Source organism: Oceanobacillus alkalisoli (genome assembly GCF_021556485.1).
In the GTDB taxonomy this organism is placed as follows: domain Bacteria; phylum Bacillota; class Bacilli; order Bacillales; family Amphibacillaceae; genus Oceanobacillus; species Oceanobacillus alkalisoli.
In genome coordinates, this window is sequence record NZ_JAKGBW010000013.1 from 16087 (window position 1) to 43048 (window position 26962).

The window sequence follows — 26962 nt, forward strand, 5'->3', positions numbered from 1 at the left end:
GCAACTACTCCTGATCAGGATTACGTAAATAATAACCAACCCCGCGCCTGGTTACAATCCATGCTGGGTTACTCGGGTTCTCCTCTATTTTCTCACGCAGCCTTCTTACCGTTACGTCAACAGTACGAACGTCCCCGAAATAGTCATAGCCCCAAACGGTTTCAAGGAGATGCTCCCGGGTCATGACTTGTCCGATATGACGAGCAAGGTAATGTAATAATTCGAACTCACGGTGGGTTAGTTCGATTTGCTCCCCGTCACGGGAAACAACGTAAGCATCCGGGAAAACAGTAAGATTTCCAATGACGATGTTTTTCGTCGGTTTCTCTGTTTCCTCTGGCAGCTGCTGCCTGCGCAAATTCGCTTTTACCCGGGCAATGAGCTCACGGTTACTGAATGGCTTGGTCACATAGTCATCCGCACCAAGCTCAAGGCCGAGCACCTTATCAATTTCTGAATCCTTTGCGGTCAGCATAATAATTGGCATGCTCTTTGTTTTACGCACTTCACGCAGGACTTCATTTCCATCTTTATTCGGCAACATAATATCGAGGAGAATTAGATCAGGATCCTCCTCTTCCGCCATCCGGATTGCCTCGTCACCGTCGTTTGCAACAATAACTTGGTATCCTTCTTTTTCTAAATTAAATTTTAATATATCTGCAATTGGTTGTTCATCATCTACAACTAATATTTTCTGATTCAATTTTGCCACATCCTTTTCATGTAACGCTTACCTCTATTTTAACGTACTTTTGCCAATCTGTCTGTACCTATTTGGTCTGACCCCAAGTCCCGCACCAATTCAAAAAAGCACGAGGTTTGTGCTCGTGCTTTATGCTTGGATGGGTGCTTGTGGGATGTCTTGTTCGCTGTAGCGATAGTCCAAGTCAACGAATTTGTTATATTCTTTCACAAAGGCAAGTTCGACGGTACCGGTTGGACCGTTACGTTGCTTGGATATAATGATTTCAATAATGTTTTGCTTTTCCGATTCGGAATCATAGTAATCATCACGGTACAGGAAACCAACAATATCAGCATCCTGCTCAATACTTCCCGATTCCCGAAGGTCGGACATCATTGGGCGCTTATCTTGACGTGATTCAACGCCACGAGAGAGCTGTGACAGTGCAATAAGCGGTACTTCCAGCTCTCTTGCCAATCCTTTTAGAGAACGGGATATTTCGGAAACTTCCTGTTGTCTATTTTCCTGGGAGCCGGCGCTTCCTTGAATGAGCTGTAAATAGTCAATCATAATCATTCCAAGGCCATGTTCTTGTTTTAACCGGCGGCATTTCGAACGGATTTCACTTACCCGAATACCTGGTGTATCATCAATGAAAATCCCAGCATTCGATAAAGAGCCCATTGCCATTGTTAGCTTTCCCCAGTCATCTGCCTGCAACTGACCACTCCTTAGCCGCTGGGAATCAATATTTCCCTCCGCACAGAGCATCCGCTGGACAAGCTGGTCCGCTCCCATCTCGAGACTGAAGATCGCAACGTTATTATTCGTCTTTACGGCAACGTTTTGAGCAACGTTCAAGGCAAACGCGGTCTTACCGACGGAAGGACGGGCGGCGATAATAATCAAATCGTTTCGCTGGAACCCGCTCGTAATCCGGTCGAGTTCTTGGTAACCAGTCGGAACCCCAGTTACGTCTCCTTGATTTTCATGAAGCTGCTCGATTTTATCATAAACGTCAATAAGTACGTCTTTTATATTTTTAAAACCTTCACTGTTCTTTCTTCCGGAAACTTCAAGAATGGTCTTCTCCGCTTCATTTAAAACGTCATCGACTTCATCCTCGCGCTCAAATCCTGAAGTGACGATATCTGTTGCGGCACGAATGAGGCGGCGAAGCAATGCTTTCTCCTCTACAATCCGGCTATAGTATTCAATATTCGCAGCGGTCGGCACACTTTCAGCGACTTGCATGAGGTACGTAACCCCGCCTGCTTCTTCTAGCTGCTTCCGATCATTCAAATAAGTCGTAACGGTAATGACGTCGATTGGTTCACCCCGGTCCGCAAGCTGCAACATTGCAGCGAAGATCCGTTGATGACTCGCCCGGTAAAAGTCTTCCGGCATCAAAATTTCCGATGCACTGGTAAAGCTTTCCGGCTGCAAAAATACCGCTCCGATGACCGATTGTTCCGCTTCTATATTATGTGGTGGTGTACGGTTATTTAGTCCTTGATCCATGGTGGTTCCTCCTCTCTTATGTCGATTCATGAAGTAAAAAAGGACTCACGTGAGATTCGTGAGTCGCTGGGACGACTTTGTTCAGGGTTTTCTGGGACAGTTGCCCCCTCCCTTACGCCCCAAATTTTGGGACAAGTGCTCTGACCCCCATGTCCCATTATTTTTGTTCGGTGACGTGGACTTTGATGGATCCGGATACTTCTGGGTGGAGTTTGATTGGTATGGTTGTGTAGCCCAAAGCACGAATTGGTTCATCTAGTTCGATTTTACGTCTATCGATTTTATGTCCATAATCTTTCGCTAGCTTTTCAGCAATTTGTTTGCTTGTAATGGAGCCGAATAAGCGGCCGCCTTCCCCTGATTTCGCTTGTAATTCCACTGTTAAGTCAGCGAGTTTATCTTTTAACTGGATTGCTTCCTCTTTTTCTTCTTGTTCTTGCTGTGCGCTCTTCCGTTTCTTTGCGTCGAGCGCTTTTAAGTTTCCTGGCGTTGCTTCAATCGCCAATTTATTTTTTAGGAGATAGTTTCTTGCATAACCTTCTGCTACGTCTTTTACTTCTCCTTGCTTTCCTTTACCTTTTACATCTTTCACGAAAATTACTTTCATTCCGTTTCTCTCCCTTCGAAATATTCATCAATGATATCTTTTAATAATAATTCAACATCATGAACGGTCGTATCTTCTATTTGAGTTGCAGCGTTCGTTAAATGTCCACCGCCGTTCATTCGTTCCATTATAATCTGGACATTAATTTGTCCAAGCGAACGGGCACTGACACCAACCCGACCGTCATCGCGCTCAGAGATTACAAAGGAGGCGGTCACTCCTGTCATCGTTAGAAGTGTATCAGCGGCTTGGGCAATCAATACAGGCCCGTACGTGTCCCCTGGCTCTGCAGCAACAATGGCGATTTTTTCTCGGTATATTTCCGTTCGCTCGATTAATCTGCTGCGCTGCAAGTAAATACTGAGGTCTTCTTTTAATAACTGCTGAACAAGTACAGTATCTGCACCCTTCGCCCTTAAGTAAGAGGCTGCATCAAAGGTACGGGAACCTGTCCTTAACGTAAAGCTTTTCGTATCTACTATAATACCAGATAACAGAGCGGTTGCTTCGAGCATTCTTAACTTGATTGTTTTTGGCTGGTATTCCAATAACTCTGTCACGAGTTCAGCGGTTGAAGACGCATATGGCTCCATATAAACAAGTGTAGGGTTATCAATAAACTCTTCACCGCGGCGATGATGGTCAATCACCACTTTATATTCTGTCTTTGAAAGTAAAGCAGGTTCAGCGACCATTGATGGTTTATGTGTATCAACGATAACAATTAAACTCTGGCTCGTCATAATATCCTCTGCCTGGTCTGGTTCGATAAATCGTGCCCAGAGCTCCTCGTCAGCCTGAATCGCATCGATTAAACGCTGTACACCTGTATCCACATCATCTGGGTCAAATACAATATAACCATCCACACCATTGGCTTTTGCAATATTTAAAATCCCAATCGCTGCACCAACTGAATCCATATCCGGTGATTTATGTCCCATAATAATGACATTATCGCTCACTTTCACAAGGTCTGTCATTGCATGAGAAATAACTCGGGCACGGACGCGGGTCCGTTTTTCCATCGGATTTGTCTTTCCACCATAAAAACGAACCTTGCCGGCCTCATCCCGAATCGCCACTTGGTCCCCACCTCGGCCAAGCGCTAAGTCCAGACTCGATTGGGCAAGTTCACCAAGCTGTGGTAAAGGCACGTCCCCTTGGCCAACTCCGATACTTAGCGTGACATTCGTACTCTGATCCCCGGTGATTTCCCGAATTTCATCCAAAATATCGAATTTCACTTCTTCTATTTGTCTTAAGATCTCCCTCGTTCCGATCGCGAGAAAACGTTCCTGAGAAGTCCGCTTCACATAAAGACCGTTCCGCTTCGCCCAATCATTAATTAGGGCAGTAACTTCTGAATTGAGCTGACTTTTTGACGTGTCATCCATTGGCAACGTGATATCTTCATAATTATCAAGGAAAATAACAAATAAAACCGTCTGATCGTTTTCATAAAGGATGCGTAATTGTTCTCGTTCGGTTTCATCAATAAAGTAAATTAACCGCTCATTCTTATTAATCTTCGTGTGAAAATAATATTCATCCAATGGAATAATCGTATCATCTCGATCTTCTTTAATATCTGTAATCAATTCTTCCGACAAGAAATTAAGGGAGGAACCAATCACTTCTGCTTCATCTGAATTAAATTGTCGCATATACGGATTTGCCCATTCAATTTTATAATTCTCATCGTAAAGCACAATTCCAAAAGGAAGCTCACTTAAAGCCTCTTTCCCTACCATCTTGACGCGGGTTGAAATTAGCTTGATTTCATTTTGCAGCTCTTCTATACGCTTATTTTCTTTATGCATACTATAAGCTAATGAAGTGAGCAGTAGAATGGTGCCTGCTATTCCAACTTTCCACTCATAATAAAAAAGGATGGCAAGCAAAATGGCGGATAGAATATAGATAATCCAAATATGATTTTCTAATAATCGCTTCCTTTTTATCTCCGGCATAACTGTTCACTCCAATTTTGCTTCCGTTAAAAATTATTTATTTTTTTGAAGGCGAGCCCTCAAATTTAATCCTATATCAATTATACCTAAGATCCTAGCGAAATAAAGGAGAAATATTGGAAACAGGATAGTTAGCACGATACTTGCAATAGGAATTACCTTCGACCACTTCTTATAATGCGTAAAGAAGAAGATGAATGAGAATCCTTGAATAACGAGTAACATTTCTAAAATAATCAGTGCATTTTGCACACCAATAAACATAACACCGTTCGGATCAAGCGTGATAAAGGATGCAATAATGACGATTAAATAAAGCCAGATGATAGACGTTGGTAATTTTAAATTACGAAATGGTGGAAAGTATAGTTTTTTATCTTCCATCCGGTTCAATACTTTATAACTAACCCACTGTACAAGAAACGCTAAAAATACCGCAATAATAGCAACGAAAGCTGGCATCAGGTTAACAAAGTAATGAATTTGCTCTATAAATAATGCTTCCATGTCTACGGATTCTTCGGACTCGAGACCTACTCCTTCCATAAGAGAAATATACCAATCGACTTGCTCCGTTGCAATCGTTTCGATTTCTTGAACAAAACTCACTCCAAGAAGAACTTGCGTGAAAGCAAGCGTAAATAACAGGCCTCCGATAAAACCAAGCGTTCCATAAGCCCATGTTTCATAAGCGGTACGTTTTTTGTTAATCGCATGACCAATTAACAACCCTACTGCTCCCATCATAAGGGTAAGTGGTAAGTATATAATCGTTAGAATCATACTAATAAGAGAAGCTATTGCTACGACAAGCAATCCTGGCTTAATTCCATGTCTTGATGTGTAAATGACAAAAGGCAGCGGGAGCAGAATCATCACAAAAGCTGATAAAATCGGTACTAATGTAACAAACAGGAGAATAAGGTAAACTCCTGTAATGAGTGCTCCTTCTGTCAGTTTTTTTGTATCGTTCATTTCTTGCATGCACCTCTGTTTTTTTAATTTATATTGTCCTCTTATCTTAACATGAAAGCCTCTATTATTTCGTGGTTAACGTTCGTGAAATCCTTCAAGAGAATGTACTGCCTGTCACGATATGCTCTAGGAATTAATCATTTCGAAATGACTCTCTACTTATTGCTTGTCGAAATTTCCCGAAATTATTTCCCGGGTAATATTTTTTAGCAGATTAATGAATTTCATAATATGTATTTAATGCTTCACCATCACCATATGTAGTTGAGTTGGTTCGTTCCCAACTACATATGGTGATGGGAAAGCCGACATTGGTAATTATGAAATTCATTCAGATTACTGAATTATCCAATTCAATTGGTGATTTCCCTGTTGAAATTTCAGCCACAATCAAAGCATTTATTTGGGATATCATCTATAATTATAATGTATAAGTATGTTTACATAAGGATGGAGCCCATGATTCTCATAGATGCATTTATTAATAGTCTAAAATTGCCTAATAAAAATGCGATGTTCAAGCTAAACCGGATCAGTATGGATATCGTTGTTTTTTACTTATTTATTTTAATTTTTATCGTCTCTATTCCACATCTCGTCCTTCAGCTCCGGAGCACAGAGGGGCTCGCTGGCGGGTTACCTGTGATTTTAAAATTGATTTATTTCTTTATGTTCTATTATCTGCCATTAACAATCGCTGTATTCTTGTTTATTTCTGTAATGGCGTATGTTGGAATCGGAATGGCGAAACTGATGAAGAGAAAGTTAAGGTATCAGATCATTTGGAAGCTGCTTGCTTTCACAACGACGATTCCTTTCTTCGCATATATGCTGCTCGCATCATTTTTACCAATCTCTGATAAATATTTGTTCCTTGCGATTATCTATTCTCTCGTTCTATTAATTTTAATGATCTTGAAGTATCCGAAGCGGAGAGTACGGAAGAAGAACAAATAAAGTGAAACTTCACTCTGGGGGTTCCTTACTTCCCCACAGAGTGTCAGTTGAACAGAATCAGGGATTTACGGACTGTTATCTCCCACTTTCACATTTGAGTTCCTCTCATGTTTAGAGCTAGGGGATTACAGACCGTTGATGTGTGGTAATTTTTTCAAATGGAGGTATCAGTAAAATTCATACGAAACAATTATTCATCTATATTCTTTCAGTCTCATTAAATGCGTTAGGTAATAGTTTCATGATTGTAGCGAACTTCGGAAGTGCACCGTGGACTTCTGCAGGGGAAAACTTAGCATATATCTTACCATTTTCCGTTGGAGTTTGTGTCATTATTTTACATATGTTTTCTTTTCTGCTTAGTTATTTGATGAACGTAAGACTTAGTTTAAAAATGATTGGACAAAGTCTCATTCTCGCCTTTATTTTTGGAGGTTTTATTGATTTATTCTTATACCTCCATCAATCAATCTACATTCCAGGTGATACGTTCATACGCGGTTTGTATTTGTTTGTTGGCCTTAATTTTATTGCCATCGGCGTCAGTATTTATTTCCAAGCTGGCTCGATTTACTTACCGACGGACTATTTATTGAAAGCATTCGGTAAGTTGATGAAAAATTATACAGTCGGAAATATTTTATTTACGGCTGTGCCATTATTCATTAGTATTGGTATTATTTTATATCGATCTGAAATGTCCGGGATTGGTATTGGTACTTTATTCTTTATGTTTGGACTCGGATTTTTAATGGATGTGTATAACCGGCTGATTCGTATTCGAAACATGGAAGTGAGTAGCAGTAATTAGAAAAGAAAAAACAAAGACACCTCAAAACGAAAGAATAACGTTTTGAGGTGTTTTTGTATTACTCCGCAACAAATGGCAGAAGTGCCATTTGGCGAGCACGTTTAATAGCTACTGTAAGTTTACGCTGATATTTTGCAGATGTTCCAGTTACACGACGAGGAAGAATTTTTCCACGTTCGGAAATGAAACGTCTTAATAAATCAACATCTTTATAATCGATATAGGTAATACCGTTAGCTGTGAAGTAACATACTTTACGGCGTCTACCACCACGTCCGCGACGAGCTGCCATGAGCGATTACCTCCTTCTCTTAAATGTAAATTATATAATCGATTGTTCATTACGAACAGTTAAGTTAACTCTTTATTAGCCATTCTAACCAATGTTAGAATGGTAAGTCATCATCTGAAATGTCAATCGGTTCTCCATTATTGCGGAATGGATCTTCCGTTGCTTGACCTTGACTCTGACCTTGGCCTTGGTTTTGGTTCGGGCTTGGTTGGAACTGGCCTTGTCCACCAAACTGATTCTGGTTTTGATTTTGAAATTGGTTCTGGTTCGGCTGGTATCCTGGTGCACCACCGCCTCTATCTTGAGAAGCATTTTTTGACTCCAGGAATTGGATGCTATCTGCAACAACTTCTGTTACAAAAACGGTCTTACCATCCTGACCTTCATACGTACGTGTTTGCAAACGACCATCGACACCGATCAAACTACCCTTTCTCATAAAGTTTGCAAGGTTTTCCGCTTGGCGGCGCCATACGACACCATTAATGAAATCTGCTTCACGTTCTCCCTGCTGATTAGAAAAAGGACGATTCACTGCGACAGTGAAGTTAGCCACTGCTATTCCGTTTGGTGTATAACGTAAATCAGGATCCCTTGTTAACCTGCCTACTAATACGACACGATTTAACATCAGAACCACTCCTTATTATTGTTCATCTCGAATTACCATATGACGGACAATATCATCAGAGAACTTAGCTAGACGGTCGAATTCGTTAACTGCTTCTTCACCGCCAGTGAAGTTAATGACAACATAGTATCCATCACGATATTCATTGATTTCATAAGCAAGACGACGCTTGCCCTTCTCATCAACTTTTGTGATTTCCGCGCCATTATCAGTTAGAATTTTGTTGAAACGCTCAATTAGGTTTGTTTGCGCCTCTTCTTCGATATCTGGGCGGATGATATACATAATTTCATATTTGTTCATCCGTTACACCTCCTTTTGGTCTTAGCGGCTTCCAGTAATTTTCTGGGAGCAAGGAGCAATTTATAAAATATAATTACTCACAATAAGATATTATAACAAACTATTCTACTTTAAACAAGGTTTCGAGATCCCTTTTTTTACGTTTATTCACGGAATTTTATACATTAAAGCGGAAATGGATAACATCGCCGTCCTGAACGATATAATCTTTCCCTTCTAAACGAATTCTTCCTTTTTCTCTAGCTACTGCCATTGAACCTGCTTCTAGCAAATCATCATAGGATACCGTTTCAGCACGGATAAACCCTCTCTCAAAGTCCGTATGGATAATTCCAGCTGCTTGTGGTGCTTTAATTCCTTTTCTAAATGTCCAGGCGCGCACTTCCTGCTCACCTGCAGTGAAATATGTTCCAAAGCCTAATAAGTTGTACGAGGCTTTAATCAGTTTATCAAGGCCTGATTCTGCAATACCTAGCTCTTCCAGGAACATATTTTTCTCGTCGGGCTCCAGTTCAGCAATCTCTTCTTCAATTTTTGCACAAACGACAATTACCTCCGCATTTTCCTCTGCCGCATAATCTTTTACCTTCTGCACAAATTCATTCGCATCAGAATCAGCAACTTCATCTTCACTCACATTCGCAACATAAAGGATCGGTTTATTTGTAAGGAGATGCAGCCCTTTCACAATTTTATCCTGGTCTTCATTGAATTCGACTGTACGTGCTGGCTTGTCATTTTCGAGTGCTTCTTTCAGCTTTGTTAACACTTCTAATTCCTGTAAAGAATCCTTATCTTTCTGTCTTGCCAGCTTTTCCACACGCTGATAACGTTTCTCTACTGTTTCCAAGTCTGCTAAAATCAACTCCAGATTAATGATTTCGATATCATCAATCGGATCAACTTTTCCAGACACGTGAGTAATGTTCTCATCTTCAAAACAGCGGACGACCTGGCAAATGGCGTCCACTTGACGAATATGGGAAAGGAATTGGTTACCAAGTCCTTCTCCTTTACTTGCCCCTTTTACAATTCCTGCGATATCGGTAAATTCAAAAGCTGTCGGTACCGTCTTCTTTGGTTTTACAAGTTCGGTTAATTTATCTAGACGCTCATCAGGTACTTCCACTACACCGACGTTTGGATCGATTGTTGCGAACGGATAGTTTGCAGCTTCGACCCCTGCCTGTGTAATTGCGTTGAATAATGTAGATTTTCCAACGTTCGGAAGCCCAACGATTCCTGCTGTAAGGCTCATTAAAATTCCACTCCTTAAGGATTTCTTTCGTCACGAACGCGTTCGTTACTCCAATTATAGTATAAGTAATCGGAAAAAGAAAAAACTAAAAAAAGAAAAATAGGTAACAAGTTTGTACCTACTTTTGTCATTTGCATGCCATATTTACGTTTTCCTTGACTACTCCTCTATTATCATACTATCTTTTTGGGATGTTTATCAAATATAGATGATTTATAAAAGGTTTTAAAACAACACATTACAAGAACCAAGCCTTCCATTAGTTCGAATGAAAAGAAAAAATAATATGCTATTTAAACCGTATAGACACTAAAACAGCTAACAAAATTGACTGTTAGCTGTTTTTAGAGCCTTTTGTATTAATATCGTTCAAACCCTCTATCCAAATTTATTCCGCTTTTTCGAGGACTTTTTTAAGTTTTTTCGTGAACTCCCGACGAGGGATCATGACACTGTGGTCGCAGCCTTGGCATTTGATACGGATATCCATGCCCATGCGGATGATTTTCCAGCGGTTTTCTCCACAAGGATGTGGTTTTTTCATTTCAACAATATCATTTAAAGTAAATTCTTTATCCGCCAATCTGATTCCTCCTTTGATAGATCTTACAACGCAAATGTGCTCTTTCCTTATTATACCTGTGTTTGTGCCTCTGTTACAATTAAAATTCACCTATTATTCTTCCATACCGGATAAAGAAGTAGTTTGACTAATATATATAGATTCAATATTCCATATAATGGGTAAATAAATGCAACTAATTGAGTAAAACTGATAAGACTGAATGGCAGCATAATCGTCAACATAATCGCAGCTGCTTTTAATAATGATAGATTGAGTTTTTTATTTACTCTAGTAACCATCCCTAGCAAAGTTGCTGCAGCCGTTGTGTAAATAGCAAGCCAAAGCATCAGCATCATAACGACAATTACAGTTTGTCCATAATTATTAATAATTAAATATAGCGGGATGGCAGGTAACTCTACTTGTTCAGCAAGCTCCATTAAGTTTGTATTGTATATAAATGTGATAATACCGAGTATGAGACCGCTTGAAACGGAGGCGATATATATTTCACCTTTGGATTTTATCCGATTCCCTATTGCCCCCAATACAGCAATTAACGGTAAAATGTTTAATGCAGTAAATGGAAAAGCAGCAGTCCAATTGTCCTGTTTTTCCCAATTACGATGGAATGATATATCCCCGTCTTTCATAAAAACGAGAAGAATTACAACAAGAGCTATGATTAACAATGGCATTAGTAATTGATTGATATTTAATAATTCACTAATTCCTTTACTAAAAATAATTAATAGTCCTGCAATAATAAAGATAATTCCCCACCAAAATGGGATTCCAAATGACTCGAACGTTGCCCCACTACCCGCAATCATCACGACCGTTACACTAAAAAGATAAATGAAGATTAAATAATCGTAAACCAATGCTAATTTCTTTCCCGTCAACCGATGAAGTACTGGAACATAATTCGTGCTCTGCAATTCATAACTGATATTTAAAATTGTTGTTGTACAGACAATAAAGAAAACCGTGAACAAAAGAATTGCCAGTCCACTTCCCGCACCAAAAAATTGCCATATCTCCCTCCCTGACGCATAACCCGCCCCCATTATTGCACCTGTTATTAAAAACATATTCTTTATCCCTGCACGAATCATGCTTATTCCTCCGCTCATGATGTATAGTTTTCAGAAAAAAGCCATATACTATACCAATATGTTTTTGGAGGATAAGCTATGAATCAGAAAACGTCAGAACAAGAGAATTCCAACTTTCGAATCCATTACAATGAAGAACAAGCTATCGAAAGGGTGAGCGAAAAGATTATTTCCTGGTTCCCGCGATTGCCACGTGAGTACATCGTCGTCTGTATTGGAACCGATCGTTCGACAGGAGATGCGCTTGGACCTTTAACCGGCACATTACTTACTGCAAAAAAACCGAGGCATTTAAACATCTACGGCACCCTCCATCAACCGGTTCACGCAACAAATTTAACAGAATATATCAGTGATATTAAACATAAACATAGGCATCCATTTATCATTGCAGTTGATGCTTGCTTAGGGAGACATGCTTCCATCGGTCATTTAATAACAGGAATTGGCCCTTTGAAGCCTGGTGCTGCCTTAAAGAAGGCACTTCCGGAGATTGGAGAAATTCATCTTACAGGAGTTGTAAATTCAGGTGGTTTTATGGATCATGCTGTTTTGCAAAGCACTAGATTATCAATGGTGATGGATATGGCCGAAACGTTCGCTGAATTACTGGATCGTATCGATCAACAATTAAGTCCAAGTTTTATCCGGCCTGCTGTTCTGCGTCATTACCCGGAAAGAAACGAAATGATTTAACAATTGAATGATTTTCATCATTACCAAAGTCGGCTTTTCCATCACCATATGTAGTTGGGAACGAACCAACTCAACTACATTGGTGATGGTGATGCATTAATTACGTATTATAAAATTCATTAAATTGATTCTTTATATTTTCTTGTGTTCCCTTCCCATTATTTGGTATGCTTTTGTTAGAGTGATAGATTATAGAAAATCTTATTCTATAAAGTGAAACTTCATTCAGTGGAGGGAAAGGTACCTCCACTGAATGTTAGTTGAACAGAATCAGGGATTTACGGACTGTTTCTCTCCCACCTTCACATTTTGGGCTTCCCTCACGTTCAAAGGGGGATTACAGACCGTTAATGCGTGATGAAACGACTCTAACTGGAGGTTTTATTCATCGATATAGAGTGGCTATTCATCGCTTCATTATTTTTAAATGGAGTTCTTCTTTTGATTATTTATGGACAAACGAAACGAATCAATCGGCTGGCAGAACGGAACAAGCAACCACTCCATTTAGAGAATGATGAAGAATTTATGCAATTGGTAAAAGAAAAGATTGCTACGGTTGGTGATGTAAAGGCAGTGAAATATGTGCGTATGGAAAAAGGCCTGTCATTAATTGATGCAAAGAAATATGTAGATAGCTTAAAATAGAGCCACTTTTTATAGTGACTCTATTTTTATATGGCTAAAACATCTGGAAAATAAAATAAATCAGTACAACGAGGAATAAGGCAGGCATTAGGTTGGCAATACGGATTTCTTTTATTTTCAATAAATTCAACCCAATAGCGACAATTAGTAAACCACCGACCGATGTTATTTCAAGTATTAATCCATTTAGCATCGCTTCCGGAACCCACTTTTCAATTTGAGTAGCGAATAACGTAATCGCCCCTTGATAAAGGATGAGTGGGATAACCGAAAAAACAACCCCGAACCCTAAGGTAGTCGTCAATACAAGGGCTGTAAAACCGTCAATTATCCCTTTTGTAATGAGAACTTCATGGTCCCCTCTTATTCCACTATCTAATGCACCAATGATTGCCATTGCGCCGATACAGAAGATCATCGTCCCTGTAATAAACCCTTGCGAAACGCTAATCGTATCATCTTTTGTCGTAAACTTGCTTCCCAGCCACATCCCTAATCGATTTAAAGCATCTTCTATCCGCATGAACTCCCCGATTATCGCACCAAACAATAAAGAAATGAGTACAATGACAATATTCTCTGTGGAAAAAGCCATTTGTAGACCGATTAATATAACAGCAAGTCCTATCCCATGCATCACTGTTTCTTTATATTTATCTGGGATACGAGTGAAAAACATCCCAATAATACTGCCTGCAACAATTAATAACGCATTTACAATTGTTCCAAATAAGACCATCATTTACACCTTCGTATTCCCTTTCGTGTTCCACGTGGAACAACACATATAATCAAATTTTTTTCAATGTTCCACGTGAAACATTTTCATGTAATATGTATTCCATTCTAAATTGATAAAGTGAAACTTCACGCAGTGGGGGGCTTTTTTTTCCCCACTGCGTGTTAGTTGAACAGATTCAGGGATTTACGGACTGTTTATCCCACACCTTCACATGTTGGTTTTTCCTCACGCTTAGAGCTGGGATATTACAGACCGTTAATGTGATAAAGAAGGACCAACAAATAAATCGTTGGTCCTTCTTCTTATTTTTCAAGAAATTCGATGATGCGTTGAAGGTCATCATCATTGTAAAATTCAATTTCGATTCTACCTTTTTTCTTTCCTTGCTTTATCGTGACAGAAGTGCCTAATCGGTCACGTAAAATTGCTTCACGTTCTTGTATGAATACATTCTTTTTCGTTTTTTCCTGACGCACCGGTTTTTTCTCATTCAATTCAACAACAAGCTTCTCTACTTGTCTAACATTCAACTTTTCTTTGCGGATTTTATCAACAAGTGGAATCAATTTTGCCTTATCCTTTAATCCGATTAACGCTTTCCCGTGTCCCATAGATAACTCACCATTATTAATATAGGCAACAATTTGATCCGGCAAAGATAACAACCGAACAGTATTTGCAATGTGGGATCTGCTCTTTCCAAGACGCTTTGATAATTCTTCTTGAGTAATTTTGAGCTCATGCATTAGATTACGATAAGCATGCGCTTCTTCAATTGGAGTCAAATCTTCCCGTTGCAAGTTCTCTAGTAAAGCAAGCTCCATCATCCGTTCATCGGAAAGCTCTTTTATAACAACCGGAACTGTCTCTAATCCTGCTTCTTTTGCTGCGCGGAATCGTCTCTCCCCTACTACAATTTCATAACCTTTGATGCTTTTTCGTACAATTAAAGGCTGGATAATTCCGTATTCTAGAATACTTGTTTTTAACTCTTCAATCGCATCCGCATGAAATGTTTTTCTTGGTTGATACGGATTTGGGCGACATTCATTGATTGCTACTTCTTCAACCATCTGTTCATCCTGCTCTCCCATGTCGGGAAAGTACACTTCTAGACCTCTACCCAACCCTTTCGCCACTCTGCATCACTTCCTTTGCTAATTCAAGATACACTTCTGCTCCCTTTGACTTAGGATCATAGTTAATGATTGGCTGACCGTGACTCGGTGCTTCACTTAATCGTATATTCCGTGGAATAATCGATTTATACACCTTTTCCTGGAAATATTTTTTTACTTCGGCTACGACTTCAATTCCAAGATTCGTTCGTGCATCAAGCATTGTTAGTAAAACACCTTCAATCATCAAATGTTTATTTAAATGCTTCTGAACAAGTCTGATGGTGTTTAAGAGCTGACTTAATCCTTCTAAAGCGTAATATTCACATTGTACTGGAATGATGACGGAGTTGGAGGCGGTTAATGCGTTAAGCGTAAGAAGACCTAATGATGGTGGACAATCGATAATAATATAATCATATTCCTCTTGAAGTTGTTCTAATGCTTTACTCAGCCGCATTTCCCTCGACATAATTTGTACTAACTCTATTTCCGCCCCAGCAAGTTGAATCGTTGCAGGTATTATATCTAAGTTGACCATATCTGTGGAAACAATCACATCTTCTGCAGGAACTTCTTCAACAAGTACGTTGTAGATACAGTACGGTACATCTGCTTTATTAATCCCTACTCCGCTTGTTGCATTTCCTTGTGGATCCGTGTCGATCAAAAGGACTTTATTTCCTAATGAAGCCAGTCCTGCACTCAGGTTAACTGATGATGTTGTTTTCCCGACGCCACCCTTTTGATTTGCGATGGACATTATTTTTACCATGTTGACACCTACCTAAAAAATATACTATTTATTTTATCATTAAATACTAGAGTTAGACTATTTTTTTAGTAATCTAATATAAATTGATTCAAACTTACTAGTAAATAACACAAAAATATATGTTGTTTAAAATCTTGCAGAAATACCCATCTCACGTGAAAAGATGGGTATTTTAAATGGATATAATCCATATCTGATGATTATTACTGGTTGTTTTTTGGTATTTTAATCGTAATTTGATAATAATCATCCATCTCCTGCTCATCCGACTCTACTTTAACTCCAGTATCAGAGACCATGGAAAGGGATTGCCGAATCGTATTCATTGCAATGCGAATGTCTTTGTTTATTCCTTTTAATTGTGCTCGCTTCCGCTTTGGAGCTTCTTCTTTCACATTCAATGCAGCGATTCTTTCTTCTGTCTGTTTCACATTAAGTTCTTGATCGATGATCAACTGCAGAATTTCCAATTGCTTCGTTTCATCTTTTAATTTAATAAGCGCCCGCGCATGTCTTTCCGTTATTTCTTTTTGTAACAGCGCTTCTTGAACAGGTTCTGGTAATTTTAATAACCTTAATTTGTTTGCGATTGTAGATTGATTCTTACCTAAACGTTGCGCAAGTGCTTCTTGTGTCAAAGAATGAAGCTCCAATAATTGGGAATATGCCCTAGCTTCTTCAATAACTGTCAACTCTTCACGCTGAAGGTTCTCGATTAAGGCTACAGAAGCTGTTTCTGTATCGGACATTTCACGAATGATCGCTGGTATTTGCTCCCACTCCAGGGAAGTTACAGCTCGCCATCTGCGCTCACCAGCAATGAGTTCGAAGCGATCCTCATCCAACTTTCTTACAACAATTGGCTGTATCATGCCATGTGTATGAATGGTTTGCGCTAATTCTTGTATCTTCTCATCATCGAAAATTGTTCTAGGTTGAAATCGATTGGGCTCAATTTTTTTAACTTCCAATTCGACGACCTCATTCGGAAGGAATTCTGTTTCTTGAGCCTCCGAATTCGATTTATCCCCTATTCCAAAAAGCCGATTAAAAGGACTCACCACTAGTTGACACCACCTTACATACTTTTACGCTAAATTAGTGCATGATGATAAAATGTTCCACGTGAAACATTTTATCTTACTCTATGAGTCTCTGTTCTCTCTATCTTATAATATTCTACCATAATTACGTAATAAAAGGACCTATTTAGCAATATATTTCATGCGTGGTTCATTCTGAAAGTGCATGAGGATCACCTTTTATTTAAAAAAAAAGAATTGCCCACTAATATTCATTAGCGGGCAGAATTGTTATTCGATTGGATTTTTATTCGGTGTACCAGGTTTGCGCGGATATTTTTTTGGTGTTTTTCTACGTTTTTCAATCCAATAGATTGTTCTTTCGCTATCTTCTTGTGGCAGTGTGAATGTTTTTTGACCAATCGTCTTGCCACCAAATAATTCTATTGCATTTTTGGCATTTTCTAATTCCTCTTCAGCCTGGGCTCCTTTTAGAGCAAGGAATATGCCGTTTTTCTTCACTAATGGTAAGCAAAGTTCACTTAATACCGACATTCTCGCCACAGCACGAGCCGTAACAATATCATATGTTTCGCGGAACTTCACATTTTTGCCAAAACTCTCCGCTCGGTCATGATAAAAGGATACGCCTGCGAGATCTAAAGCAGTAGCAAGATGATTCAGGAAGACAATCCGTTTTTGCAAGGAGTCCACAATTGTTACTTTTAACTCCGGAAAGCAAATTTTTAATGGAATACTGGGAAATCCTGCACCAGCGCCTACATCACAAATTGTTTGTTCGCCGGTAAAATCATGATGAAATGCAGGTGTTATGGAATCATAAAAATGCTTCAAGTAAACATCCTCTTCAGCTGTAATTGCTGTAAGGTTTACTTTTTCATTCCATTCTACCAAGGTCTCGTAATAAATAGCGAACTGATTCATTTGTTCATCGGTTAATTCAATCCCCTGCTCCGAGAGAGCTTGTCGAAACTGTTCTGGATTCATCTAAAGATAACGCTCCTTTATGCTTATGTTAACGTACTTGTTTAATTGGCAACCCTTGCTATATTTCCTTGTTCAATATAAACAAGCAGAATAGAAACATCAGCCGGATTCACACCAGATATCCGAGACGCTTGCCCAACGGACAATGGACGAATTCTCTTTAGCTTCTCTTTCGCTTCAGAAGCAAGGCCATTGATTCCGTCATAATCGATATCTTCCGGGATTTTCTTATCTTCCATCTTCATCATTCGCTCGACTTGTTCATTCGACTTTTTAATATATCCTTCATATTTGACTTGGATATAAACCTGTTCACGTGCTTCTTCATCCAATGCTTCGTTTGATTCAATCATTTGATCGATAAAGTTATAGTTTACTTCCGGTCGTTTCAACAAGTCATATGCATTCGTTGCGTCTTTTAAGGCTGTTGAATTGATTGTCTCAAGGAGATGATTCGCTTGTTCCGGTTTAATGATAATTTTCTTCAGTCTTTTTATCTCTTCTTCTACAAGTCGTTTCTTTTCTACTAATTTGTTGTAGCGTTCTTCAGAAATCAAGCCGATTTCATAGCCGATTTCCGTTAATCGCATGTCCGCATTATCATGGCGAAGAAGCAAACGGTATTCAGCACGGGATGTTAATAAACGGTAAGGTTCATTCGTCCCTTTCGTTACAAGATCATCTATCAGTACGCCGATATAGCCTTGCGAACGGTCGAGAATAACGGGCTCTTTTCCAAGGACCTTTGATGCAGCATTAATTCCTGCCATAATTCCTTGACCAGCAGCTTCTTCATATCCGGATGTACCGTTAATTTGTCCTGCAGTAAAGAGACCTGGGATACTTTTCGTTTCCAGTGTCGGCCATAATTGTGTTGGCGCTACGACATCATACTCAATTGCATAGCCCGGACGCATTATTTCTGCTTTCTCCAGTCCTGGGATTGTTTTAATCATTTCATATTGAATGTTCTCTGGAAGTGAAGTCGATAGTCCTTGAACATAAACTTCTTCCGTATTTCTTCCCTCAGGCTCAAGGAAAATTTGATGACGCGGCTTATCATCAAAGCGAACAATTTTATCCTCAATGGACGGGCAATAACGGGCACCTGTCCCCCGCTTCACTCCAGAATACATGGAAGAAAGCTCTAAGTTATTGTTAATAATTCCATGTGTAAATTCATTTGTGTGTGTCAACCAGCATGGCAGCTGATCGATAATTTTGGTCGTTGTTTCATAGGAGAAATTACGCGGATTTTCATCTCCTGGTTGAATTTCCGTTTTCGAATAATCGATTGTTTGACTATTTACACGTGGAGGTGTACCTGTTTTGAATCGTTTCAGGTTAAACCCAAGTTCCTCCAGATTTTCGGAAAGATTAACCGAAACACGCTGATTGTTTGGACCACTTTCATATTCTAAATGACCCATTAATACTTTTCCACGCATAAAGGTTCCTGTTGTGATGATAACTGCTTCAGCACGGTATTCCGCTTCCGTCTCTGTCACAACCCCTTTACAAACGCCGTCTTCCATAATCAGGGAGTCAACCATTCCTTGACGAAGTGTCAGATTTTCTTGGTTCTCCACTAATTTTCTCATTTCTTGCATGTAGACTGTTTTGTCAGCTTGTGCACGTAACGCTTGTACAGCAGGTCCTTTTCTTGTATTTAACATACGCATTTGAATCGATGCTTTATCAATCACCTTCCCCATGACACCACCAAGAGCGTCAATTTCACGGACAACAATTCCTTTTGCTGGTCCGCCGATAGAAGGATTACATGGCATAAATGCGAGCATATCGATGTTAAGAGTCAGCATCAGCGTTTTTGCGCCTCTTTTTGCTGCAGCGACAGCCGCTTCAATACCGGCATGTCCTGCCCCCACAACGATGATATCGTAATTTCCTGCATTAAAAGTCATTTCATTCACCCTTTCATATGATCAAAAGTGGAAGCGCACTTGCTTATCCGCTGGGCGCTGGAAGTGAACGCGGACCACCATACTTACATCCACAATTGAACATGTATATTTTTTTTATTTTATTTAAACAAAGGAATGAATTTCATAATTACCAAAGTCGGCTTTCCCATCACCGTATGTAGTTGGGAACGAGCCAACTACATATGGTGATGGTGAAGCATTAAATACGTATTATGAAATTCATTAAAAGTTTTATTTTCCTAAACAGAATTGAGAAAACAGCTGATCGATAAGACTGTCGCTTGCCGTATCCCCAATAATTTCACCTAAAAGCTCCCACGTTCGGGTTACATCAATCTGAACGATATCAAGTGGCATTCCTAGTTCAATGCCTTCCATCGCATCCTCAAGTGCCTGTTTTGCTTGCTTAAGGAGCTGGATATGACGGATATTCGAAACATAAGTCATGTCTCCTGTATCGATCTCACCTTCAAAAAAGGTTGAAGCAATTGACCTTTCCAGCTGTTCTACTCCTTCTTCTACTAGTAAAGATGTCGTAATTACCGGACGTTCTCCAGCAAGTTCCCTCACCTTTTCGAGATCGATTTTTTGTTCTAAATCCATCTTATTGACGATGACAATATAATCAAGTCCTTGTACGGCTTCGAATAGTTTCCTATCCTCTTCCGTTAAATCTTCATTAAAGTTTAAAACGAAGAGAATCAAATCGGATTCTTGCAGTACTTGCCGCGAGCGCTCCACACCGATCTTTTCAACGATGTCTTCAGTCTCCCTAATACCTGCAGTATCAACAAGACGAAGCGGCACACCACGGACATTCACATATTCTTCAATAATATCACGGGTTGTTCCTGGAATATCGGTGACAATTGCTTTATTTTCCTGTACGAGGGTATTCATCAGAGAGGATTTTCCAACGTTTGGACGGCCGATAATTGCAGTAGCGATCCCTTCACGGAGAATTTTCCCCTGGTTGGCCACTTCAAGCAACTCTTTGATCCGCTTATGAACCTCTCTTGATTTTGTCCGCATCATTTCATGACTCATCTCTTCGACGTCATCATATTCCGGATAATCAATATTTACCTCAACATGAGCAACGGTTTCGAGAAGTTCCTGACGTAATTCGGTAATGAGTTTTGATAGGCGCCCGTCCATTTGTTTCACAGCAACAGACATTGCTTTATCTGTTTTTGCACGAATCAGGTCCATGACGGCTTCCGCTTGTGATAAATCTATTCTTCCATTAAGAAAAGCACGTTTTGTAAATTCTCCGGGTTCTGCCAGACGTGCTCCTTTCGACAATATGATATCTAATACTTTATTGACTGCTACCATTCCACCATGGCAATTGATTTCTACTATATCTTCACGCGTGAATGTTTTCGGTGCCCGCATAACAGAAACCATTACTTCATCTGCAATATCGTTCGTCTCAGGGTCGATAATCCTCCCATAATTTATCGTATGGGTTGCTGCTTCATGAAGATCCTTACCTGTAAAAAGTTCATTTGTAATAGTAATTGCATCCGGCCCGCTCAAACGCACGATTGCAATTGCACCTTCTCCAACTGGTGTTGAAATCGCAGTAATTGTATCTGTCGACATTGCTACACCTCCAACTTGTTCTATCGTTAAATTAGCACGTTTTCCAGTAAACGTCACTAACAAAAAAGAATAACATAAATCGGCGAGAAAATAAAGTTATCCACATTAACTTTCTTAGATTGTCATACCTTTTTTGTCATTGCATTTTATCCACATGTGGATAGTCAAGTTAGGATAAACACACTGACCCCCTTGCCCCAGATTCTTTAAGCATAAAAAAAATCACCCGATTTTAAAGGGTGATTTTTAAAGTTTCTATTTATTATGGTTTGATTACAATATGCCGGTGGGGTTCTTGTCCATCGGAATAGGTTGTAATTTCAGTCGAATCCTGGAGTGCGTTATGGATGATTTTTCTTTCAAAGGCAGGCATCGGTTCGAGTGCAACTTTTTTATTTAAGCGTTTTGCTTTATCTGCCATCTTATGGGCAAGTGATACAAGCGTTTCGCGTCTGCGTCCCCGGTACCCTTCCGCATCCAAGGTTACGGTGTAATAGATTTCTTTCTGTTTGTTGATCGCTAGATGAGCTAAATACTGTAAGGCATTGAGTGTTTGTCCGCGTTTTCCGATAAGAATGGCGATATTTTCGCCACCCATTTCAAAGGTTACATGATTGTCTTCTATCGTTGTTTTAATTTCAACGTCGACGTTCATATTCTTTGTAACTTCTTTCAAGAAATTTTCCGTTTCTTTAATTGGGTCTTTTTTTTCACTGACCTTTACAATGGCCCGTTTCGCTCCAATTAAACCGAGTATTCCTTTTTTACCTTCATCGATAACCTCAATTTCAACACGGTCCTCAGTCGTGTTTAACTGCTGTAGAGCTGATTGTACAGCTTCTTCAACTGTTGAACCGCTAGCAGTTATTTCTCTCACTTTTTGTCTCCTCCAGTATCGGTATTCGTCATCATTGGTTTATTGATTAGTAATGTTTGGAAAACCATAAAGATATTACCTGTTACCCAGTACAACGCAAGAGCTGCTGGGAAGAAGAACGACATGACACCAATCATAATCGGCATCATATAAAGCATTAAATTCATTTGCATTGCCATCTGTGGATTCTGGGATGCTGATGTATTTGTAGACATCATGAGTTTTTGCTGCAGGAATGTGAATCCAGCAACAAGAAACGGCAACACATAGTCCGGTGAACCAAGTTCGAACCACAAGAAATTATATTGACTGATTTCTGTCGTCCGCATAATCGCATGGTACATTGCGATTAAGACAGGCATTTGGACAAAAATCGGTAAACATCCTGCCAATGGATTTACACCATTTCGCTGGAAAAGTTCCATTGTTTCTTGCTGTAACTTTTGTTGAGTGTTCGCATCTTTCGAGCTGTATTTCTTCTGGATTTCTTGCAATTTCGGCTGAATAGCCTGCATAGCTTTAGAACTTTTAATCTGTTTTATACTTAGTGGTAAAATTAAGAGACGAATAACAACCGTAACGATAACAATAGATAATCCAAAACTATTATTGAAAATATGAGCTATTTTTGTAATAACCCAGGAGAGCGGGTACACAAAAATAGTGTTCCAAATCCCTTCACTCTCTGCAGTAATCGGCTCATTGATCTCCGTACATCCTGCAAGCAGCAATGCAAGGCCGATCATTGCAAATAGCAATATATATTTTTTGCGCAACATTTTTCCTCCTTAGCGTGAACGTGAAACTCTATCTGCTATTTTATCCTAATTGCAGATAAGATTCTATGTTTAACTTGTTTTTTATTTATTTTTAAAAAGACGCTGCTTATATAATAAATGACTTAAACTTTTTTTCATTTCGTGAAATCCCATATTCTTCGTAGGTTGCCTTGCAATAATAATCATATCTACTGTCGGTTTAATATCTGCTTCCATTTCATGAAAGGCCTGACGGAGATAGCGTTTAATCTGATTTCTTTTCACAGCATTTCCAATTTTTTTTCCGACAGAAAGGCCGATTCGGAAATGCTCCTGCTCCGCTTTTTCGGCATAATAAATGACAAGCTGACGGTTTGCGAATGATTTTCCGTGCTTGAATATGTATTGAAATTCGTTATTTTTTTTAATCCGATATGCTTTTTTCATTCACTTCACCTTTATTACTCTCTAGCTTACCCAAATTGATAAAGCACTTATTTTAATATGTCTAGTTTCAGCGCCCTAAACGAGCGCTTCCACTTTTCTAATAAAAAAACCACTGACTGATCAGTGGCTTATGCGGATAATACTTTTCTTCCTTTACGACGACGACGTGCTAATACTTTACGTCCATTTTTCGTAGCCATACGTGCACGGAAGCCATGTACCTTTTTACGCTTACGGTTACTTGGTTGAAATGTTCTTTTCATTATTACTGCACCTCCTAGGGATTCTAATATCTAAAGTTTAATCATTAACTAATCCAGTAGACAGTCTCAATAATTATACGTAAAACCTATCCCCCATGTCAACTACAATTTTTTTAAAAGTTTCACCTCTTCATCTTCTCTTGTTGTATAACACCAGAAAAGCGCTATAAACTTATCAACAACTTATACACGCCCACTATTTTTTAACATCCAGATTATTCGACTGCTATCGACAATTTACTCACACGATAAACGTATGTTGATACTTTTTTGTAAACACGCCGGGAATTTTGTGGATAACTTTTGAAAACCCCTTGCATTACAAGCTTTTATTTGCTATTATTAGTATGTTTTCTCCTGTGGAAAACTAATTGCTTATTATTTTTATACACAGGTTGTGGACAACGTTGTGGATAGTCATTCACAGCTTCTTAATTATTTTTTCCACAGATTTGTGGATATAGTTTATAAATCATGCTAAACTTTAAGGACTACATATTCATTCATCCACAGCCTTTTTATTAGAAAACTTGGCATTCACCTCCTTTTTTACTGCCAATTGGGCAATTAAGGGAGGCTATTTTAACCTGTCTACAAAAACTACCGCGTTACAATCTACATTCAGAAAGGAGTGAATTCCCGATTGGAAAATATTGAAGAGCTGTGGCAAGCCGCTTTAGAAAAGATTGAAGAAAAGGTTAGTAAACCAAGCTACGATACATGGTTAAAAAATACAGAAGCTGTAGAAATAAACCAAACAACATTGATTGTATCTGCACCGAATGAATTTGCGAGAGATTGGTTGGAAAACCAATATACGAATGTCATCAATGAAGTACTGGAAGAAGTGACCGGATCCAGACTTGATACGAAATTCATTATTCCCGATCCTTCGCCAGCTGTAGAGGAAGTAAAACAAGACAAACTAGAAACAAATTCACCAGTGAATCATAATGATTTTCCTAAATCGATGCTAAATGAAAAATATACATTTGATACGTTTGTCATTGGAGCTGGAAACCGATTCGCACATGCTGCTTCCCTCGCTGTTGCTGAGGCTCCCGCAAAAGCTTATAACCCGCTGTTTATCTATGGGGGAGTTGGCCTTGGTAAAACCCATTTGATGCATGCAATTGGTCATTATGTAAGAGAACATAACCCGGAAGCGAAAGTTGCTTACGTTACTTCTGAGAAATTTACGAATGAATTCATTAACGCAATCATGGAAAATAAATCCAATGCGTTTCGCAATAAATACCGGAATATAGATGTCCTATTAATTGATGATATTCAATTCATAGCTGGAAAAGAATCAACCCAGGAAGAATTTTTCCATACATTTAATGCATTACATGAAGAAAGTAAACAAATTATCATCTCTAGTGACCGTCCGCCAAAAGAAATTCCGACATTAGAAGATAGATTGCGTTCGCGCTTTGAATGGGGTCTTATAACAGATATTACGCCGCCTGATCTGGAAACGAGAATCGCAATTTTAAATAAAAAGGCTAAAGCAGAAGGACTTGAGATTCCAAATGAAGTCATGCTTTATATTGCAAATCAAATCAATACGAACATTCGTGAGTTAGAAGGGGCACTTATTCGCGTAGTTGCCTATTCTTCGCTAGTCAATCAAGATATTGATGCTTCCCTTGCCGCAGAGGCATTGAAAGATATTATTCCGAGCAATAAGCCAAAGGAAATTACCGTGGAAGGAATCCAAGAAATCGTTTCAAGAAAATATAATATTCGTATGGAAGACTTCGCTGCCAAGAAACGGACGAAATCAATCGCCTTCCCAAGACAGATTGCCATGTACCTCTCAAGGGAAATGACCGACCTTTCATTGCCGAAGATTGGCGATGAATTTGGGGGACGAGATCATACAACTGTTATACATGCTCATGAAAAGATCTCAAAAATGATTGCAGATGATGCTTCTTTCAGTCAGGAAATCGATGAAATTATAGAAACGATCAAATCAATTTAAAGGATTGCCTGTGTATACTGTTCATAAGCTTTCATAGATATTAACAGATTATCAACGTGTGTAAAACTTCTCCTGACAAGATATCAAGGTACTTATCCACATATCAACAGGCCTTATTACTATTATTACTGTTTTTTATAATAAATAATATATATATATATAGAACTTCCGCTAGGAGGACAAATTCATGAAATTTACAATCAAACGAGATTTATTAATAACTGCTGTTCAAGATGTAATGAAAGCAATCACTCCAAGGCCAGTCATTCCAATTCTTTCTGGAATGAAAGTTGAAGCAAGCATTCATGGTATTACATTATCAGGAAGTGATTCTGATATTTCGATCGAATCTTTTATTCCTAGTGAAGACAATGGAAATGTAAATGTAGAAAATATTGAACCTGGAACGATTGTACTTCAAGCAAGATATTTCCCTGATATTGTAAGGAAATTACCGCAAGATACAGTGGATTTCATTGTAGAAGAAAATCATCAAGTAAAAATCAGCTCTGGAAAATCTGAATTTACCCTTGTTGGTCAAAGCGCAGAAGAATATCCGCACTTACCAAGGCTTGAAGCAGAAACAAGCTTTGAAATGCCAATTCCATTATTTAAAAATATGATCAAACAGACCGTATTTGCTGTATCAACAATGGAAACACGTCCGATCTTAACTGGTGTAAATATTAAACTGGAGAATAATGAACTTACTTTCACTGCAACTGACAGCCACCGTTTAGCAATGCGGAAAACGGCTATTGAGGCAGTCGGAATTGAGTTTCATAATGTGGTTGTTCCTGGAAAGAGTTTAAATGAGTTAAATAAAATATTGGATGATACGGAAGAAACGGTTGAAATTAATGTTACGAATAACCAAATTCTCTTCCGCACAAAGCATTTAAGCTTTCTCTCTCGTCTACTCGACGGAAATTATCCGGAAACTTCAAGACTGATCCCGGAAGAAAGAAAAACAAGAATCGTCGTCAACACAAAAGAATTACTAAATACGATTGACCGGGCTTCCTTGCTTGCACGAGAAGAAAGGAATAATGTCGTTAAATTGACGACTCAAGAGAGTTCCATCGTAGAAATTACAAGTAACTCACCAGAAGTTGGAAATGTACACGAAGAAATTGTAGTAGAAACGATTGAAGGTGAAGAATTGAAGATCTCTTTCAGTTCGAAATATATGATGGATGCACTAAAATCCATGGAATATGATGAAGTAATCATCGACTTTACTGGAGCAATGCGCCCGTTTGTACTCATTCCAAAAGAGGACGATTCGATTTTACAATTAATTTTACCAGTACGAACATATTAATTTTATAAAAACTCATAAAGAAAACACTTATCCACATGTGG

At 38.9% G+C, this 26962-nt stretch carries 28 protein-coding genes; 6 read left to right on the plus strand and 22 right to left on the minus strand.

Annotation, left to right across the window (positions count from 1 at the left end; genetic code table 11):
• Positions 1-4: 4 nt before the first annotated feature.
• The 5 genes from yycF to LZD48_RS12705 form a co-directional block, all read right to left on the minus strand.
• Positions 5-706, minus strand: a complete 702-nt coding sequence (gene yycF / locus LZD48_RS12685; RefSeq protein ID WP_235763104.1) for a response regulator YycF — start codon at positions 704-706, stop codon at positions 5-7.
• Between the two features lie 129 nt (positions 707-835).
• The gene (dnaB, locus tag LZD48_RS12690; protein ID WP_235763105.1) at positions 836-2209 is read right to left on the minus strand and encodes a replicative DNA helicase; all 1374 of its coding nucleotides are present in this window, start codon (positions 2207-2209) and stop codon (positions 836-838) included.
• A gap of 157 nt (positions 2210-2366) precedes the next feature.
• Complete coding sequence (rplI, locus tag LZD48_RS12695; protein WP_235763106.1) at positions 2367-2816, minus strand: 50S ribosomal protein L9; 450 nt, start codon at positions 2814-2816, stop codon at positions 2367-2369.
• Positions 2813-4789 (minus strand): DHH family phosphoesterase, encoded by a 1977-nt coding sequence (locus LZD48_RS12700; RefSeq protein WP_235763107.1) that lies wholly within the window; start codon positions 4787-4789, stop codon positions 2813-2815. The genes rplI and LZD48_RS12700 overlap by 4 nt, the downstream gene beginning before the upstream one ends.
• A gap of 33 nt (positions 4790-4822) precedes the next feature.
• A complete protein-coding gene (locus LZD48_RS12705) occupies positions 4823-5764 on the minus strand; it encodes a YybS family protein (protein WP_235763108.1) in 942 nt (313 codons plus the stop codon).
• A 459-nt stretch (positions 5765-6223) separates the two neighbouring features.
• Between LZD48_RS12705 and LZD48_RS12710 the strand changes: the two genes are divergently transcribed.
• Together LZD48_RS12710 and LZD48_RS12715 are read left to right on the plus strand one after the other, a co-directional pair.
• On the plus strand, positions 6224-6721 hold the full coding sequence (locus tag LZD48_RS12710; protein WP_235763109.1) for a DUF1189 domain-containing protein: 498 nt from the start codon (positions 6224-6226) through the stop codon (positions 6719-6721).
• Between the two features lie 142 nt (positions 6722-6863).
• Positions 6864-7532: a DUF6198 family protein gene (locus LZD48_RS12715; protein ID WP_498072166.1), complete on the plus strand. Its 669-nt coding sequence runs from the start codon at positions 6864-6866 to the stop codon at positions 7530-7532.
• A 58-nt stretch (positions 7533-7590) separates the two neighbouring features.
• On the opposite strand, the gene rpsR is transcribed toward LZD48_RS12715, so the two are convergent.
• From rpsR to LZD48_RS12745, 6 genes are all read right to left on the minus strand, one after another.
• Positions 7591-7824, minus strand: a complete 234-nt coding sequence (gene rpsR, locus LZD48_RS12720) for a 30S ribosomal protein S18 (protein WP_235763111.1) — start codon at positions 7822-7824, stop codon at positions 7591-7593.
• 94 nt (positions 7825-7918) lie between these two features.
• Positions 7919-8455 (minus strand): single-stranded DNA-binding protein, encoded by a 537-nt coding sequence (gene ssb / locus LZD48_RS12725; RefSeq protein ID WP_235763112.1) that lies wholly within the window; start codon positions 8453-8455, stop codon positions 7919-7921.
• Between the two features lie 15 nt (positions 8456-8470).
• Positions 8471-8758: a 30S ribosomal protein S6 gene (rpsF, locus tag LZD48_RS12730; RefSeq protein ID WP_235763113.1), complete on the minus strand. Its 288-nt coding sequence runs from the start codon at positions 8756-8758 to the stop codon at positions 8471-8473.
• A 157-nt stretch (positions 8759-8915) separates the two neighbouring features.
• Positions 8916-10016, minus strand: a complete 1101-nt coding sequence (gene ychF / locus LZD48_RS12735) for a redox-regulated ATPase YchF (RefSeq protein WP_235763114.1) — start codon at positions 10014-10016, stop codon at positions 8916-8918.
• Positions 10017-10404: 388 nt separating this feature from the next.
• Positions 10405-10599, minus strand: a complete 195-nt coding sequence (locus tag LZD48_RS12740) for a DUF951 domain-containing protein (protein ID WP_235763115.1) — start codon at positions 10597-10599, stop codon at positions 10405-10407.
• 86 nt (positions 10600-10685) lie between these two features.
• Positions 10686-11699, minus strand: coding sequence for a YkvI family membrane protein (locus LZD48_RS12745; protein WP_235763116.1), 1014 nt, complete (start codon positions 11697-11699; stop codon positions 10686-10688).
• A 78-nt stretch (positions 11700-11777) separates the two neighbouring features.
• Between LZD48_RS12745 and yyaC the strand changes: the two genes are divergently transcribed.
• Positions 11778-12395 carry a spore protease YyaC gene (gene yyaC, locus LZD48_RS12750; RefSeq protein WP_235763117.1) on the plus strand — a complete coding sequence of 206 codons (618 nt, stop codon included), beginning with the start codon at positions 11778-11780 and terminating at the stop codon, positions 12393-12395.
• Positions 12396-12836: 441 nt separating this feature from the next.
• Complete coding sequence (locus LZD48_RS12755; protein ID WP_235763118.1) at positions 12837-13043, plus strand: hypothetical protein; 207 nt, start codon at positions 12837-12839, stop codon at positions 13041-13043.
• A gap of 34 nt (positions 13044-13077) precedes the next feature.
• Here LZD48_RS12755 and LZD48_RS12760 read toward each other — a convergent pair whose 3' ends face one another.
• The 11 genes from LZD48_RS12760 to rpmH all read right to left on the minus strand — a co-directional run bounded on the left by LZD48_RS12760 (position 13078) and on the right by rpmH (position 23607).
• Positions 13078-13782 (minus strand): DUF554 domain-containing protein, encoded by a 705-nt coding sequence (locus tag LZD48_RS12760; protein ID WP_235763119.1) that lies wholly within the window; start codon positions 13780-13782, stop codon positions 13078-13080.
• A 305-nt stretch (positions 13783-14087) separates the two neighbouring features.
• Positions 14088-14924, minus strand: coding sequence for a ParB/RepB/Spo0J family partition protein (locus tag LZD48_RS12765; protein ID WP_235763120.1), 837 nt, complete (start codon positions 14922-14924; stop codon positions 14088-14090).
• Complete coding sequence (locus LZD48_RS12770) at positions 14905-15678, minus strand: ParA family protein (protein ID WP_235763121.1); 774 nt, start codon at positions 15676-15678, stop codon at positions 14905-14907. The genes LZD48_RS12765 and LZD48_RS12770 overlap by 20 nt, the downstream gene beginning before the upstream one ends.
• A gap of 203 nt (positions 15679-15881) precedes the next feature.
• Positions 15882-16742: a nucleoid occlusion protein gene (gene noc / locus LZD48_RS12775; RefSeq protein WP_235763122.1), complete on the minus strand. Its 861-nt coding sequence runs from the start codon at positions 16740-16742 to the stop codon at positions 15882-15884.
• A gap of 249 nt (positions 16743-16991) precedes the next feature.
• Positions 16992-17708 carry a 16S rRNA (guanine(527)-N(7))-methyltransferase RsmG gene (gene rsmG, locus LZD48_RS12780; protein ID WP_235763123.1) on the minus strand — a complete coding sequence of 239 codons (717 nt, stop codon included), beginning with the start codon at positions 17706-17708 and terminating at the stop codon, positions 16992-16994.
• Positions 17709-17749: 41 nt separating this feature from the next.
• The gene (mnmG, locus tag LZD48_RS12785) at positions 17750-19633 is read right to left on the minus strand and encodes a tRNA uridine-5-carboxymethylaminomethyl(34) synthesis enzyme MnmG (RefSeq protein WP_235763124.1); all 1884 of its coding nucleotides are present in this window, start codon (positions 19631-19633) and stop codon (positions 17750-17752) included.
• A gap of 252 nt (positions 19634-19885) precedes the next feature.
• Positions 19886-21262, minus strand: coding sequence for a tRNA uridine-5-carboxymethylaminomethyl(34) synthesis GTPase MnmE (gene mnmE, locus LZD48_RS12790; RefSeq protein WP_235763125.1), 1377 nt, complete (start codon positions 21260-21262; stop codon positions 19886-19888).
• A gap of 262 nt (positions 21263-21524) precedes the next feature.
• The gene (jag, locus tag LZD48_RS12795; RefSeq protein ID WP_235763126.1) at positions 21525-22139 is read right to left on the minus strand and encodes an RNA-binding cell elongation regulator Jag/EloR; all 615 of its coding nucleotides are present in this window, start codon (positions 22137-22139) and stop codon (positions 21525-21527) included.
• The gene (gene spoIIIJ / locus LZD48_RS12800; RefSeq protein WP_235763127.1) at positions 22136-22915 is read right to left on the minus strand and encodes a YidC family membrane integrase SpoIIIJ; all 780 of its coding nucleotides are present in this window, start codon (positions 22913-22915) and stop codon (positions 22136-22138) included. The genes jag and spoIIIJ overlap by 4 nt, the downstream gene beginning before the upstream one ends.
• 84 nt (positions 22916-22999) lie before the next feature.
• Positions 23000-23344, minus strand: coding sequence for a ribonuclease P protein component (gene rnpA / locus LZD48_RS12805; protein ID WP_235763128.1), 345 nt, complete (start codon positions 23342-23344; stop codon positions 23000-23002).
• Between the two features lie 128 nt (positions 23345-23472).
• Positions 23473-23607: a 50S ribosomal protein L34 gene (gene rpmH / locus LZD48_RS12810; protein WP_235763129.1), complete on the minus strand. Its 135-nt coding sequence runs from the start codon at positions 23605-23607 to the stop codon at positions 23473-23475.
• 643 nt (positions 23608-24250) lie between these two features.
• Here rpmH and dnaA point away from each other — a divergent pair.
• Both dnaA and dnaN read left to right on the plus strand, forming a co-directional pair.
• Positions 24251-25597, plus strand: coding sequence for a chromosomal replication initiator protein DnaA (gene dnaA / locus LZD48_RS12815; protein ID WP_235763130.1), 1347 nt, complete (start codon positions 24251-24253; stop codon positions 25595-25597).
• Positions 25598-25784: 187 nt separating this feature from the next.
• Positions 25785-26921 carry a DNA polymerase III subunit beta gene (dnaN, locus tag LZD48_RS12820; protein WP_235763131.1) on the plus strand — a complete coding sequence of 379 codons (1137 nt, stop codon included), beginning with the start codon at positions 25785-25787 and terminating at the stop codon, positions 26919-26921.
• The last annotated feature ends 41 nt before the right edge of the window (positions 26922-26962 follow it).